15 protein-coding genes are annotated in these 14973 nt (G+C 60.5%); 4 read left to right on the top strand and 11 right to left on the bottom strand.

Translation table 11 applies throughout. The features are described from left to right. Positions 1–14: 14 nt before the first annotated feature. From AZF01_RS11300 to AZF01_RS11340, 9 genes are all read right to left on the bottom strand, one after another. On the bottom strand, positions 15–629 hold the full coding sequence (locus tag AZF01_RS11300) for a LysE family translocator (protein WP_024707664.1): 615 nt from the start codon (positions 627–629) through the stop codon (positions 15–17). Positions 630–760: 131 nt separating this feature from the next. Beyond that, entirely contained in the window at positions 761–1150 is a 390-nt protein-coding gene (gene sufA / locus AZF01_RS11305; RefSeq protein WP_024707663.1) for a Fe-S cluster assembly scaffold SufA, read from the bottom strand. A 71-nt stretch (positions 1151–1221) separates the two neighbouring features. After that, the gene (locus AZF01_RS11310; protein ID WP_024707662.1) at positions 1222–1593 is read right to left on the bottom strand and encodes an SUF system Fe-S cluster assembly protein; all 372 of its coding nucleotides are present in this window, start codon (positions 1591–1593) and stop codon (positions 1222–1224) included. Between the two features lie 15 nt (positions 1594–1608). Beyond that, positions 1609–2844 carry a cysteine desulfurase gene (locus tag AZF01_RS11315; RefSeq protein WP_024707661.1) on the bottom strand — a complete coding sequence of 412 codons (1236 nt, stop codon included), beginning with the start codon at positions 2842–2844 and terminating at the stop codon, positions 1609–1611. Positions 2845–2934: 90 nt separating this feature from the next. Continuing rightward, positions 2935–4206, bottom strand: coding sequence for a Fe-S cluster assembly protein SufD (gene sufD, locus AZF01_RS11320; protein ID WP_024707660.1), 1272 nt, complete (start codon positions 4204–4206; stop codon positions 2935–2937). Positions 4207–4223: 17 nt separating this feature from the next. Continuing rightward, entirely contained in the window at positions 4224–4979 is a 756-nt protein-coding gene (sufC, locus tag AZF01_RS11325) for a Fe-S cluster assembly ATPase SufC (RefSeq protein ID WP_024707659.1), read from the bottom strand. 79 nt (positions 4980–5058) lie between these two features. Continuing rightward, a complete protein-coding gene (locus tag AZF01_RS11330; RefSeq protein ID WP_024707658.1) occupies positions 5059–5400 on the bottom strand; it encodes a GIY-YIG nuclease family protein in 342 nt (113 codons plus the stop codon). Between the two features lie 62 nt (positions 5401–5462). Beyond that, positions 5463–6950 (bottom strand): Fe-S cluster assembly protein SufB, encoded by a 1488-nt coding sequence (gene sufB / locus AZF01_RS11335; protein ID WP_024707657.1) that lies wholly within the window; start codon positions 6948–6950, stop codon positions 5463–5465. A 127-nt stretch (positions 6951–7077) separates the two neighbouring features. Next, positions 7078–8244 carry a cysteine desulfurase family protein gene (locus AZF01_RS11340; RefSeq protein WP_024707656.1) on the bottom strand — a complete coding sequence of 389 codons (1167 nt, stop codon included), beginning with the start codon at positions 8242–8244 and terminating at the stop codon, positions 7078–7080. 207 nt (positions 8245–8451) lie between these two features. Here AZF01_RS11340 and AZF01_RS11345 point away from each other — a divergent pair, with 207 nt between their 5' ends. The 4 genes from AZF01_RS11345 to tyrS all read left to right on the top strand — a co-directional run bounded on the left by AZF01_RS11345 (position 8452) and on the right by tyrS (position 11328). Next, on the top strand, positions 8452–9129 hold the full coding sequence (locus tag AZF01_RS11345) for an alpha/beta hydrolase (RefSeq protein ID WP_024707655.1): 678 nt from the start codon (positions 8452–8454) through the stop codon (positions 9127–9129). A gap of 110 nt (positions 9130–9239) precedes the next feature. Beyond that, positions 9240–9548: a hypothetical protein gene (locus tag AZF01_RS11350; RefSeq protein ID WP_024707654.1), complete on the top strand. Its 309-nt coding sequence runs from the start codon at positions 9240–9242 to the stop codon at positions 9546–9548. Beyond that, entirely contained in the window at positions 9545–9910 is a 366-nt protein-coding gene (locus tag AZF01_RS11355; protein WP_024707653.1) for a DUF4440 domain-containing protein, read from the top strand. Before AZF01_RS11350 ends, AZF01_RS11355 begins: the two co-directional genes overlap by 4 nt. Before the next feature lie 164 nt (positions 9911–10074). After that, on the top strand, positions 10075–11328 hold the full coding sequence (tyrS, locus tag AZF01_RS11360; RefSeq protein ID WP_024707652.1) for a tyrosine--tRNA ligase: 1254 nt from the start codon (positions 10075–10077) through the stop codon (positions 11326–11328). 237 nt (positions 11329–11565) lie between these two features. On the opposite strand, the gene pflA is transcribed toward tyrS, so the two are convergent. Then, entirely contained in the window at positions 11566–12348 is a 783-nt protein-coding gene (gene pflA / locus AZF01_RS11365) for a pyruvate formate-lyase-activating protein (RefSeq protein WP_024707651.1), read from the bottom strand. A 12-nt stretch (positions 12349–12360) separates the two neighbouring features. Further along, the gene (gene pflB, locus AZF01_RS11370) at positions 12361–14631 is read right to left on the bottom strand and encodes a formate C-acetyltransferase (RefSeq protein WP_024707650.1); all 2271 of its coding nucleotides are present in this window, start codon (positions 14629–14631) and stop codon (positions 12361–12363) included. Positions 14632–14973: the final 342 nt, after the last annotated feature.

Below are 14973 nucleotides of genomic sequence, written 5' to 3' on the forward strand. Positions count from 1 at the left end.
TCGGGCGAAAAATCTCAGTGCGGAAAGGCCGTTGAGATCGCCACCAGCCCGAAGCCGATCAGAATGCCGCCGGAAATGCGCGCCACCCAGCGGGCGAATTCCTTCGGCAACCTGTGACGGATGACGGCCACGAGGCCGCTGAGAAACACCCACCAGAGAAGCGATCCGGCAAAGACGCCGGCAACCACGATCGCCGGCGCAATGCCGCCGCCGGCATCGGCGAGGCCGAAGCCTGCGAAGATGGCGACGAAGGAGAGGATCGTCGCCGGGTTGGCGATGGTCAGCGCATAGGTGGTGGCAATGGTGCGCGCCAGATCGCCGCGAGCCGGCTCGGCTGCCGCCTTCGCCCCGGTCTGCCGCATCTCGCGCCAGCCGAGAAAGATCAGGAAAGCGCCGCCGAACAGCGCCAGCGGCGTGGAGATTGTAGCCAGCGCCGCCGAGAAGGCGGCAAAGCCCAGCGCCGCAAGCGCGCCATAGGTGGCGTCGGCCAGCGCCGTGCCGAGCCCGCCCGACACCCCGAACCAGAAACCGCGCGTCAGCGACCGGTTGATGCAAAGAGCGCCGATCGGCCCGACGGGCGCGGCAATGGCAAGGCCGACGAGCATGCTTTTGGCGAGAAGTTCGAGCATTTCATCAGACCTTCCTGTACATCTTCGTAAGAAGGACTGAATAGAACAGTTTGCCGCGACCCTGAAAGCCGTTTTTCACGCGGGCGATCGCCCGGCCAGGCTGTCAATCCGATCCGCGTCACGGGAAGCGCTCAATGCGCGGCTTCACGCGCCTTTGCGAGTTCGGCGAGATCGGCGGCCTTCAGCTCCACGGATTCGCCGCAGCCGCAGGCGGACGTCTCGTTCGGGTTCTTGAACACGAAACCGGTGCGAAGCTTGGTCACCTCGAAATCCATGACCGTGCCGAGCAGATAGAGCGAGGCGGCGGGGTCGACCCAGACGGTCGCGCCGTTGAGCTCCACATGGTCGTCCTTGTCGGCTATATTCTCCGCTGTCACCAGGTCAACGGCATATTCCATGCCCGCGCAGCCGCCCTTCTTGATCGAGACGCGAATGCCGCGGGCGTCCGGACCGGAATTGGCGACGATCTCGTTGACGCGGGTTGCTGCCGCATCGGTCAGCGTGATGACTTGAAAGCCCATTTCATTCTCCATCAACATCCGGGTTCAAGGCCCGGCGTTCGGATTGATTGCATCAGGACAATCGGCCGGCGTCAATACCAGCCGACGGCGATCTTTGCTTCCTCGGACATGCGGTCCGGCGTCCACGGCGGGTCGAAGGTCATTTCCACCTCGACGCCGGAGACACCCTCGACGGTGCTCACCGCATTTTCCACCCAGGCCGGCATTTCGCCCGCCACAGGGCAGCCGGGCGCCGTCAGCGTCATGTCGATCTTCACCATCCGGTCGTCGTCCACATCGATCTTGTAGATCAGTCCGAGTTCGAAAATATCGGCCGGTATCTCGGGATCGTAAACCGTCTTCAGCGCCGAGACGATATCATCGGAAAGCCGCGCCAGTTCCTCGGGCGGAATGGAGGAACCGGTCTCGGCCGTTGCCGTCTCTGCATTGTCTTCAACACTCATGCCATTCTCCTTGGGTCAGGCAAAGAACGTTCGCGCGTAATCGAGCGCCTCGACAAGGGCGTCCACCTCCGCGCGCGTATTATAAAGGCCGAACGAGGCCCGGCAGGTCGACGTCACGCCGAAGCGGGTCAAAAGCGGCTGGGCGCAATGGGTGCCGGCCCGCACCGCGACGCCGCGACGGTCGATGATCGTCGAGATGTCATGGGCATGCACGCCTTCGATGGCGAAGGAAAAGATGCTGCCCTTCTGCCGCGCATTGCCGATGACCCGCAGCGCGTTCACATGCGCAAGCTGTTCGCGCGCATAGGCCGTCAGATCCGCCTCGTGCGCGGCAATTGCCGCACGGCCGATGCCCTGCATATAGTCAAGGGCAGCGCCCAGTCCAATAGCCTGCACGATCGGCGGCGTGCCCGCCTCGAAGCGATGCGGCGGCTCGGCATAGGTGACGCGATCCTCGAACACATCGGAGATCATCTCGCCGCCGCCCTGAAACGGCCGCATCTCCGACAGGCGGTCGAACGTGCCGTAAAGCACGCCGATGCCGGAAGGGCCGTAAAGCTTGTGGCCGGTCATCACGTACCAGTCGCAGCCGATATCGCGCACATCGACCGGGAGATGAACCGCGCCCTGCGAGCCGTCGACCAGCACCGGGATGCCGCGCTCATGCGCAAGCCGGGTCACTTCCTTGACATCGACAATCGTCCCCAGCGCGTTCGACATCTGGGTGATGGCAACGAGCCTGGTGCGCTCCGTCAGGCATTTCTCGAACTCATCGATATGGAACTCGCCTTCATCATCCACCGGCGCCCAGACCAGCTTGACGCCCTTGCGCTCGCGCAGGAAGTGCCAGGGCACGATGTTGGAGTGATGCTCCATGATCGAGAGGACGATCTCGTCGCCCTCGCCGAGGTTTTCCATCGCCCAGCCATAGGCCACCGTGTTGATGGCCTCCGTGGTGTTGCGGGTAAAGACGATCTCGTTGACCGAGCCGGCATTGAGGAACGAGCGGACCTTCTCGCGCGCCGCCTCATAGGCATCCGTCGCCGCATTGGAGAGAAAATGCAGGCCCCGGTGCACATTGGCGTATTCATGCGCATAGGCGTTGGAGATCGTGTCAATGACGACCTGCGGCTTCTGCGCCGATGCGCCATTGTCGAGATAGACGAGCGGCTTTCCGTAAACCTCGCGGGAGAGGATCGGGAAATCCTGCCTTATCTTTTCGACATCGTAATTTTTCACCCGAGCATCCATTGCCCAAAACTCCGTCTGTGGCGTCTGCCAGTGAGACACCGGGAAAGCCGCCCCGGCTGGCGGGACGGAAACGGCAAGGGGAAACAGCCCCTATTCGTGCCGGTCGAGCCAGTCGGCGATGATCGCCTCGACGGCTTCGGAAAGCTGTTCGTTTTCCAGCTCCTCGACAACCTCGGCAACGAAGGCGTTGATCAACAGGCCCTCCGCGACCTTTCGCGGAATACCGCGCGCCATCATGTAATAAAGATGGTTCGGGTCGATATCCGTCACCGTCGCGCCATGGCCGCACTGGACGTCGTCGGCGAAGATCTCAAGTTCGGGTTTCGCCGAAAACGAGCCGAAATCGCTCATCAGCAGCGTGTTGCAGCTCATCTTCGCGTCAACCTTCTGCGCATCGGGCGCCACCCGGATCAGCCCCTGAAATACGCCGCGCGCCTTGTCGAAAACGACATTGCGGACGGTTTCCGTCGAGGTCGTGTTGGGCACGTTGTGGCCGAGGTCGAAGGTGATGTCCGTATGGCTCTCGCCGCCGAGCAGGTTGACGCCGCGCAGCATCAGGTCGGCGCCCTCGCCCTTCACGTCGCAATCGATTTCGTGGCGCACCAGCTTGCCGCCCGCATTGACGACCAGCAGCTTCAGCCTGGCGTTTTCGCCGAGTTCGATCTTCAGCTTGCCGAGATGCGTGTCGCCCGCGCCCTGCTGCTGCATGATCACATAGGTGATCTCGGCATCCCTGCCGAGGCTGAGCGAGGTGAGCATGCTCACCAGCGCCGCATCGCCTTCCGGCGCGACATGGCGCTCGACGACAGTGCCCTTCGTTGCCGCGCCGAATGCGATGCGGTTGCGGGAATGCACCTGTCCGCCGCCATGCACGGCCTGGAACTCCAGCGGCGTATCCAGTTCGGTCCCTTCGGCGATGTCGACGCTAAAGCCGTCGCTCATCATAGCGCCGTTGATCCGGCCGATCGCGTCCTCGGCGTAGGCAAGCGCGAGGCGGACCGAATTGTCGCCATTGGCCAGCGCCTCCGCCGTGGTGGTGCCGGAAAGCCCCTCCACCTGCGGCAGACGGCCCGCGCGCCCCTGCACCAGCGAAAGCATGGTGCTTTCGGCCAGAAGCGGCGGCAGCGTGTTCACGGCTTCGCCCGCCTCCTCGGGCACGGTGCGCAGGAGATTGCGCAGGTCGGTATAATGCCATGCCTCGACACGGCGCGTCGGCAATCCGCCGGAGCGGATCTCGCCGGCGAGCCGGTCGCGTTCCGTCGTCACGTCGGCATTGCCCGGCAGCGAGCCGGCGAGCCGGCCGAAGGAGGCAACCAGCGCTTCTTCCGCCGCCGTCAGCTTGATCTTTTCTTGCATGTTCATCACATCGTCTCCCGGCCTCAGGCCGCTTCGCCGATGATATCGGCGTAGCCATTGGCCTCGAGTTCGTGGGCGAGTTCCTTCCCCCCGGACTTGATGATCCGGCCCTTGTAGAGGACGTGCACCGTGTCCGGCACGATATAATCGAGCAGGCGCTGGTAATGGGTAATGACCATGACCGAACGGTCTGGCGCTCTGAGCGCGTTGACGCCGTCGGCAACGATCTTCAGGGCGTCGATGTCGAGGCCCGAATCGGTCTCGTCCATGACGCAGAGTTTTGGCTCCAGCAGCGCCATCTGCAGGATTTCCGCGCGCTTCTTCTCGCCGCCGGAAAAGCCGACATTCAGCGGACGCTTCAGCATCTCGTAATCGATCTTCAGCTCGGCGGCGCCTTCCTTGACCTTGCGCATGAAATCGGGCGTGGAAAGCTCGGCCTCGCCGCGCGCCTTGCGCTGCTCGTTGATCGCCACCTTCAGGAACTGCATGGTGGCGACGCCCGGAATTTCGACCGGATACTGAAAGGCGAGAAACAGGCCCTTGGCGGCGCGCTCGGCGGCATCGAGCTCCAGAATGTTCTCGCCGTTATAGAGCACCTCGCCCTCGGTCACCTCGTAGTCCTCGCGGCCGGCAAGAATGTAGGAGAGCGTCGACTTACCCGACCCGTTCGGCCCCATGATGGCAGCAACCTCGCCATCCCGGATGGTCAGGTCGAGCCCCTTGATGATCTCCGTGCCGTCCTCGGCGATGCGTGCGTGCAGGTTCTTGATTTCAAGCATTTTTCGTTTCCTTCACAAGGAAGACCACAAACTTTCCGGATCGTCATCCTCGGGCTTGTCCCGAGGATCTAATCACGTCTCAATTGTAGTCGCCGTAGTTTCTTATATTCGGATTCGGCCGGTACGGATTCGAGATGCCGTCGATTTTCTCATACAGATCAAGCCAAGTCGGATTCAGCGCCTCAACCAATTTGATCTTCCATTCCCGCCTATAGCGCTTCAAAGACTTCTCGCGCTGGATCGCGAGCACGATATTAGGATGTGTCTCAAACCAAATGAGGTTCGTGGCCAAATACTTTGATGTATAACCGACTCTGACATGATTTTTGTGTTCGTAGACACGATCATGCAGGTCTGAAGTCACACCAGTATAAATCACCCCGCGCGGCTTATCGGACATCATGTAAACGAAACCGACCATATTCGTATCGAAACCGGGTTGGATCCTCGGGACAAGCCCGAGGATGACGAATGAACAAGCGGCTAACCCACGCTCCCTTCCAGCGAAATCCCGATCAGCTTCTGCGCTTCCACCGCGAATTCCATCGGCAGTTCCTGGATGACCTCGCGGACGAAGCCGTTGACGATGAGGGCGATCGCCTCTTCCTCGGGAACGCCGCGCTGCATGCAGTAGAACAGCTGGTCCTCGGAGATCTTCGACGTCGTCGCCTCGTGCTCGAAGCGGGCGGAGGAATTGCCGGCCTCGATATAGGGCACGGTATGCGCGCCGCACTTGTCGCCGATCAGCAGGCTGTCGCACTGGGTGAAGTTGCGTGCGTTTTCCGCCTTGCGGTGGGCCGAAACCTGGCCGCGATAGGTGTTGTTGGAAAAGCCCGCTGAAATGCCCTTGGAGATGATGCGGCTCGAGGTGTTCTTGCCGAGATGGATCATCTTGGTGCCACTGTCGATCTGCTGGTGACCGTTGGAAACGGCGATCGAATAGAACTCGCCGCGCGAATTGTCGCCGCGCAGCAGGCAGGAGGGATATTTCCAGGTGATCGCCGAACCGGTCTCGACCTGCGTCCAGGAGATCTTGGAATTGTCGCCCCGGCAATCGCCGCGTTTGGTGACGAAATTGTAGATGCCGCCCTTGCCTTCCTTGTCGCCCGGGAACCAGTTCTGGACGGTGGAATACTTGATCTCGGCATCATCCAGCGCAATAAGTTCGACGACGGCGGCGTGAAGCTGGTTTTCATCGCGCTGCGGCGCGGTGCAGCCTTCCAGATAGGAGACATAGGCCCCCTCCTCGGCGATGATCAGCGTGCGCTCGAACTGGCCGGTGTTTTTCTCGTTGATGCGGAAATAGGTCGAAAGCTCCATCGGGCAACGAACGCCCTTGGGAACGAAGACAAAGGAACCATCGGTAAAGACGGCCGAGTTCAGCGCCGCATAGAAATTGTCACCCTGGGGCACGACCGAGCCCAGATATTTCTTCACCAGGTCCGGATATTCGCGCATAGCCTCAGAAATCGACATGAAGATCACGCCGGCTTTCGCGAGTTCCTTCTTGAAGGTGGTGATGACCGAGACCGAATCGAACACGGCATCGACCGCGACGCGGCTTTTCGGCTGGTGCTGGAGTTCCTGCACGCCGGCAAGCAGTTCCTGCTCCTGCAGCGGAATGCCGAGCTTCTCATAGGTCGCCAGCAGTTCCGGGTCGACCTCGTCCAGCGTCTTCGGCCCGGTGACCGATTTCGGCGCAGCGTAGTAATAGAGATCGTTGAAATCGATCTTCGGGTAGTTCACCCGCGCCCAGCTCGGCTCTTCCATTGTAAGCCAGCGGCGATAGGCCTGAAGACGCCATTCCAGCATCCAGTCCGGCTCGTTCTTCTTGTGGGAAATGAAACGAATGATGTCCTCGGACAGGCCCTTGGGCGCCTTGTCCACCTCAATCATCGTTTCGAAACCGTATTTATACTGATCGACGTCGATCTCGGCGACCTGATCGACGGTTTCCTTAACGGCAACCATATGTTCACTCCACTCATGACCGGGTTCAAGGCCCGGCGGTTTAACGTGTACCAAAGCGGCTATACCGCCTTATGTAGTCAAAGCGAACGGGATTTGCACCCCGTTTCGCCTGCGTTTTGTCAAATCTTCAGGCGGCAGCGCCTGCCCGTTTCCGGCGCCCGGCAATTTTTGCGAATGCCGCAATCGCCCGGTCAATGTCCGCCTCGGTGGTGCTCCAGCCAAGCGAGATACGCAGCGCGCCGAGACGCGGGTCGCGCCCCATCGCCTTCAGCACATGGCTTTCGCCGACCTTGCCGGACGAACAGGCGGAGCCTGCCGAAAGCGCGATGCCCTCCAGGTCAAAGGCAATCTGCCCGGTTTCCGCCTTCTGCCCCGGAAGCGTGAAGGCCGTTGTGTTGGGCACGCGTTCTCCGCCTTCGCCATAAATAACGACGTCCGGCGCGGCGACCCGCATGCCGGCCTCCAGCCGGTCGCGAAGCGCGGCAATCCTCGCATTGCGCGCATCGAGACCTTCAACGGCAAAGGCCGCGGCTGCGCCGAATCCCAGAATGCCGGGAATGTTTTCCGTGCCCGAACGGTGCCCCTTCTCATGCCCGCCGCCGCGGATGAGCGGAGAAGGCATCAGCGTTTCGCCGCGGGAGACAAGCGCGCCGACGCCTTTCGGTCCGCCGATCTTGTGGGCCGAGAGGATCAGGAAATCGGCACCCAGGGCCTCGAGCGAAATCGGAAGACGGCCGACCGCCTGAACGGCGTCGACCACCAGAAGGCCGCCATGGGCATGAACGATCCTCGCCGCGTCGGCAACCGGCTGAAGAATGCCGGTCTCGCTGTTTGCCAGCATGATCGCGACCATCGGCAGGCCCGCATCGGCATCATGTTCGCCAAGCAGGTCTTCCAGCGCATCCAGCCTGACGACGCCATCCGCGCCAACGGGAATCTCGCGGCGCATGTCCGCCGGAAAGCGGCCGCCCTCATGGACAGCCGGATGCTCAATCGCCGAGACATAAAGACCGCCAAGCCGAACCGGACTGCGCCCCATGCGGAAATCCGGCGTCAGAACGGTATTCGCTGCTTCGGTTGCGCCCGAGGTGAACACCACATGGGCGGGATCGGCGGCGACCAGTCCGGCCACCTGGCGGCGGGCCTTCTCCACCGCCGCGCGGGCCGCGCGGCCCTCCTGATGCACGGAGGACGGATTGCCGGCAAGCTCCAGCCCCTCGAGCAGCGCGGCGCGGGCTTCCGGCAGAAGCTTCGCGGTCGCATTCCAGTCGAGATAGATCCTGTCGGTGCCCATATCGTCCCTAATTCGGCAGGCGATGACGGCCTGCGACGCATTTTCCTTGAAATCCTTACGCGGCTTGCCCTATTTGAGCCCAGCACGAGATGACTTCTATTTTCGAACCATTCTAAACTGCTTGTAGGAAAGCTGAGCCAATTAGTCAAGTCAACGCGACTTGCGCAAGCAGTCTTGAAAGTTTGAACCGATTTTTCCGGAGAGCCAATGCCTGAAGTGATTTTCAACGGTCCGGCCGGTCGCCTTGAAGGCCGCTACCAGCCGTCCAAGGAGAAGAACGCCCCGATCGCCATCGTCCTGCACCCGCATCCGCGGTTCGGAGGGACGATGAACAACCCGATCGTCTACGAGCTCTTCTACATGTTCCAGAAGCGCGGCTTCACCACACTGCGCTTCAATTTCCGCGGCATCGGCCGCAGCCAGGGCGAATTCGACCACGGCTCGGGCGAGCTTTCGGACGCGGCCGCAGCGCTTGACTGGGTGCAGAGCCTGCATCCCGATTCGAAGACCTGCTGGGTCGCCGGCTATTCCTTCGGCTCGTGGATCGGCATGCAGCTTCTGATGCGCCGGCCTGAAATCGAGGGCTTCATGTCAATCGCTCCGCAGCCGAACATCTACGACTTCTCCTTCCTCGCCCCCTGCCCCTCCTCCGGCCTGATCATCCACGGCGATGCCGACAAAGTGGCTCCGCCGCGCGACGTCAACGGCCTGGTGGAAAAGCTGAAGACCCAGAAGGGCATCCTGATCACCCAGAAGACCGTTGCCGGCGCGAACCACTTCTTCTCCGGCAAGAACGAGGACCTGCTCGCCGAATGCGAAGACTATCTCGACCGTCGTCTGGAGGGCGAACTGGTGCCGGAACCCGCGCCGAAGCGGATCAGGTAAGTTACTTTGAATTGAATTCCCGGCAGAATCTCAACTGTCGGGAATTGTCATTTTAATTTTTGAAAGCCCCAAGCTACAAAGTGTTCGAGGAAACAGTATGCGGCGGGGCAATGAACCAATTTCAGAAATACAAGCCAATCGCAGGCTGGCTCGTCATTAACGCGCTCCTTCCCTACCTCATTCGCCTCTCGGAAGTCGTAACGGTCGGGAATTCTATCTATGTCGGCGTGCTGCTGATGGTCTTGTTGCAGGGGCTTAACTACGTTTTGATGCGAAAACACATCGAGCTCGCAATCGCCACTATAACATTGAACGTTATCGGCTTCGTTCTGGTTGGCTACTTTTCGATCGTCTACGCGATTTACCCGATCGTTAAAGTGATCTTGCTGCCGCTTGCTTATAAAACGGGTGCAATTTGACAGATATCGAACACCTCAAAGCATTGGAGGCTCTGCTCCACCAGCCTGAGATCAGACGCGACGCAGCGAAAGCCGCAGCGCTGCTTGCGGATGACTTTATGGAGTTCGGCAGTTCGGGCAAGTGCTGGGACAAGCCAGCAATACTCGCCATGCTTCAGGCCGAGGGCGAACGCGAATACGCGGTGGAAAGTGACGGCTATATGCTTTTCGTGATTTCGGAAGATGCGGCGTTGCTGACCTATCGCTCCTTTCATCGGCTACCCGATGGCCGGGCCGTTCGCCACGTAAACCGCAGTTCGCTCTGGCAGGAAATCGAGGGAAACTGGCGGTTGCGTTTTCACCAGGGAACGCCAGCCGGCTAACCTTACCGTTCGTATCCCGGCCCAGGGCGGACGCGCAGCTTCGGAAGCCAGCAACAGGCCTTTTGTCGTCCCAGCCTTCGGGTCCCGTTTCAAAACAGGTGCACACGGGCAAAAAACCGTGCTAAAGCGCGCGCGTCCGCAATTCAGCAATCAAAGATAGATCCATGTCGAAGTTCAAATCCGAATTCCTGCACACGCTGTCCGAGCGCGGTTACATTCATCAGATTTCCGATGAGACCGGCCTTGATGACCTTCTGGCCAAGGAGCAGGTGACGGCCTATATCGGCTTCGACCCGACGGCGCCCTCGCTCCATGCCGGCTCGCTGATCCAGATCATGATGCTGCACTGGTTCCAGAAGACCGGCCACCGGCCGATCTCGCTGATGGGCGGCGGCACGGGCATGGTCGGCGACCCGTCCTTCAAGGACGAGGCGCGCAAGCTGATGACGGTCGACATGATCGAGGACAATATCGCGTCCATCCAGCGGGTTTTCGCCAATTATATCGATTATGACCGCGACGAAGCGCCGGCGCTGATGATCAACAATGCCGACTGGCTGCGCGACATCAACTATCTCGAATTCCTGCGCGATGTCGGCCGGCATTTCTCCGTCAACCGCATGCTCTCCTTCGAGAGCGTGAAGACGCGGCTCGACCGCGAGCAGTCGCTGTCCTTCCTCGAATTCAACTACATGATCCTGCAGGCCTATGATTTCGTCGAACTCTACCGGAATTATGGCTGCCGCCTGCAGATGGGCGGATCGGACCAGTGGGGCAATATCGTCAACGGCATCGATCTCGGCCACCGCATGGACGCGCCGCAGCTTTACGCCCTCACCGCGCCGCTCCTGACCACCGCTTCCGGCGCCAAGATGGGCAAATCGGCAAATGGCGCCGTCTGGCTCAACCCGGACATGCTGTCGGCTTACGATTTCTGGCAGTTCTGGCGCAATACCGAAGATGCCGATGTCGGCCGCTTCCTGAAGCTCTACACGACGCTGCCGATGGACGAGGTCGCGCGGCTTTCGGCGCTCGGCGGATCGGAGATCAACGAGGTTAAGAAGATCCTCGCCACCGAGGTGACCGCCATGCTGCACGGCCGGGCCGCCGCCGAAGAGGCGGCGGAGACGGCGCGCAAGACCTTCGAGGAAGGCGCGCTCGCCGAAAACCTCCCGACCGTCGAAGTCGGCAAGGCGGAGATCGATGCCGGGATCGGCATTCTCACGCTTCTGGTGCAGGCGGGTCTTGCCGGCTCCAACGGCGAGGCCCGTCGCCACATCAAGGGCGGCGCGGTGAAGCTCAACGACAAGGGCGTTTCCGACGAACGCATGGCCGTCGGCTCCGACGCGGTCACGGATGATGGCGTCATCAAGCTTTCGCTGGGCAAGAAGAAGCACATCCTCGTCAAGCCGGCCTGACGGCGGACCGAAGCCCGACAAACCGAGCCCGCCGGAGCGGCGGGCCTAGAGCATTTCGCAGTCAGATGGAAACATCTGACGTCCGCGAAAATGCGTCAAAACAAATAGATAGAGCGGTTGCGCGTTTCCATGAAAGGCGGAATCGCTCTAGCGCATCGTGCTTTCAATAGGTTAGAGCGCCAACCCGAAGGCCTTTTTGCCGGGTTCTGAAGATCAGGGGCGGCTCATCGCGCCCGTTCAGGCGGTGTACAGACCGCGCGCCCGGAAGATGTCACGCGCGGCCTCGGTCTCGTCCGTCGTCGGCGTCGGCGTGTCGCGCAGCGTGTATTCCTTGCCCATGGCATCCCATTTGGCAATGCCCATCTGGTGGAACGGCAGAACCTCGACGCGTTCGACGATATCGCCGAGCGAAGCGACGTAGTCCGCCATCCTGTTGACGTCGTCGGCATCGTCCGTCAGCCCCGGCACCAGCACATAGCGCATCCACATTTTCTGCTTCAGTCGCTTCAACCGCTCGGCGAAATCGAGCGTCGGCTGCAGATGCTGCGCGGTGATCGCATGGTACTTCTCCGGGTCGATATGCTTGATATCGAGCATCACGAGGTCGACATTGTCGAACCACTCGTCTTCGACGCCGGTGTGGAGATAGCCCTGCGTATCGAGCGCGATATGCAGACCCATTTCCTTCTTGATATGTCCCATGACATTGCCGATGAAACCGGCCTGCATCATGGGTTCGCCGCCGGAAAAGGTGACGCCGCCGGCGAATTTCAGGAAGCCCGCATAGGGGCGGACCTCCCTGAGCATGTCGTCCACATCGACCCTGCGACCGTTGTGGAGCTTCCAGGTATCCGGGTTGTGGCAATAAAGGCACCGGAACTGGCAACCGGCCATGAAGAACACGAAGCGCATTCCCGGACCGTCGACCGCCCCGCCGGTTTCGACCGAGTGGAGAAATCCGTGGTCGATGTCGATATGGACACCGGTGGGCTTCGTTGGTGCGGAAACGCGCTTGTGCATTCTTCTTCTCGTTTACATCGAGGTGTGGAAAGTCCGGTTGATGACGTCAAGCTGCTGTTCCTTCGTCAGCTTGATGAAGTTCACCGCATAACCCGAAACACGGATCGTCAGCTGCGGATACTTCTCCGGATGATCCATGGCGTCAACCAGGGTCTCCTTGTTGAGGAGATTGACGTTGACGTGGAAACCGCCGGCCGCCGTGTAACCGTCGAGGCAATTCGACAGGTTCCTGATGCGATCCTCGTCGGTATGGCCGAGGCTGCCCGGCGTTGCCGAGGCGGTCCAGCTGATCCCGTCGAGGGCGGCGTCATAGGGCAGCTTGGCAAGCGAGGCGCCTGCGGCCACAAAGCCCTTCTTGTCGCGACCGTTCATCGGGTTGGCGCCCGGCGCGAAGGGTTCGCCCGCACGGCGTCCGTCCGGCGTGTTGCCGGTCTTCTTGCCGTAGACGACGTTCGAGGTGATTGTCAGGATCGACTGCGTCGGCATCGAGTCACGGTAGAAGTAGGGCTGTGCCTTGATCTTGTTCATGAAGGTCTCGGTCAGCCAGACCGCGATGTCGTCGACACGGTCGTCATTGTTGCCGAAGGCCGGGAAATCGCCGGTGATCTTGTAGTCGACGGCAAGTCCGGTTTCGTCGCGAATGACCTCGACCTTGGCATATTTGATCGCCGACAGCGCATCGGCCGCAATCGACAGACCGGCGATGCCGCAAGCCATGGTGCGCAGAATATCACGGTCATGCAGCGCCATTTCGACGCGTTCATACGCATATTTGTCGTGCATGTAGTGGATCGCGTTCAGAGCCTTGACGTAGGTCTTGGCAAGCCAGTCCATGGCCTTGTCGAACTTTTCGACGACCTCGTCATATTCCAGAACGTCGCCGGTGATCGGTTCCAGCCCCTCGGCAACCTTCTTGCCCTTCAGCTTCATTTCGTCAACGCCGCCGTTGATCGCATACAGCAGAGCCTTGGCGAGGTTGGCGCGGGCGCCGAAGAACTGCATCTGCTTGCCGATCCGCATCGACGAGACGCAGCAGGCAATGCCGTAGTCGTCGCCCCATTTCGGACGCATCAACTCGTCGTTCTCGTACTGGATGGCGCAGGTGTCGGCCGAAACTTTGGCGCAGAAGTGCTTGAAGCCCTCCGGCAGGCTCGGGCTCCACAGAACCGTGAGGTTCGGCTCCGGCGCGGGACCCAGGTTGAACAGCGTGTTGAGGAAACGGAAGCTGTTCTTTGAAACCAGCGTCCGGCCGTCTTCGCCCATGCCGCCGATGGCTTCGGTGACCCATACGGGGTCGCCCGAGAACAGTTCGTCATATTCCGGCGTGCGCAGGAAGCGGACGATGCGCAGCTTCATGATCATGTCGTCGATCATTTCCTGGGCATCGTCTTCCGAGATGTAACCGGCTTCGATATCGCGCTCGATATAGATGTCGAGGAAGGTCGAGATGCGACCGATCGACATGGCGGCGCCGTTCTGTTCCTTCACGGCCGCCAGATAGCCGAAATAGACGGCCTGGACGGCTTCGCGGGCATTGCGGGCGGGCTTCGAAATGTCGACGCCATATTTGGCCGCCATTTCACGCAGCTCGTCGAGCGCGCGGAACTGTTCCGAGAGTTCCTCGCGCAGACGCATATTGTTGTCATTGAAGACGGCATCGTCGAGTTCGTGGAATTCCTTCTGCTTTTGAGCGCGCAGGAAATCCGTGCCATAAAGGGCAACGCGGCGATAGTCGCCGATGATGCGGCCACGGCCATAGGCATCCGGCAGACCGGTGATCACGCCCGACTTGCGGCAGGCGAGAATGTCGGGGCTGTAGACGTCGAATACGCCCTGGTTATGGCTCTTTCGATACTTGGTCCAGACATCGTGAACGGTTTCGTCCGCCTTGTAGCCATAGGTCTCGAGGCTGCCCTCGACCATGCGCAGGCCGCCATTCGGCATGATCGCGCGCTTCAGCGGCGCATCCGTCTGCAGGCCGACGATGATTTCGAGGTCCTTGTTGATGTAGCCGGCGTCATGCGCGGTGATCGTCGAGGGCTTGTCTGCCGAAACGTCGAGGACGCCGCCCTTGGCGCGTTCCTGCTTCAAGAGGTCGCTCAGCTCATCCCAGAGCTGCTTGGTGCGCTCGGTGGCCGGCGTGAGGAAGGACGCATCGCCTTCATAAGGCGTGTAGTTTTCCTGAATGAAGTTGCGAACGTCGATCGCGGTGCGCCATGCACCGTCGCTGAACCCGCTCCACGGGTCGGCGTGAACGTTCGTGTGTTTGGCATACATATCCATGGTTTCAGCCCTCACCATAATAAGAGGAACATTGCTGGGGTTCCAGCGCCCGCGCCGAGGAGGATGTCCGGCAAAAGGCGCTGGGTTCGGCGAACGAATTATCCGGCAAAATGTCGGTCAGAATCTCTCCGACCAAAACGGCCATTCTTGGGCAGGCAGTTGCGGGACATTTCATTCCACCAATTCTAGCGACTTCACCGTCGCTCACGATGGCTGACTTTGGCGCCTGGCGCTGGTCTTGGGCATGAACCTGCGAAAGATCGCGTCGATTGTTGACGCCAACGGTCAACGCTCTTCGTTTTGACGACCTCTATATGGTACCAAAGGCGTATAAAGTCCACA

It is taken from the genome of Martelella sp. AD-3 (genome assembly GCF_001578105.1).
Taxonomy (GTDB): Bacteria; Pseudomonadota; Alphaproteobacteria; order Rhizobiales; family Rhizobiaceae; genus Martelella.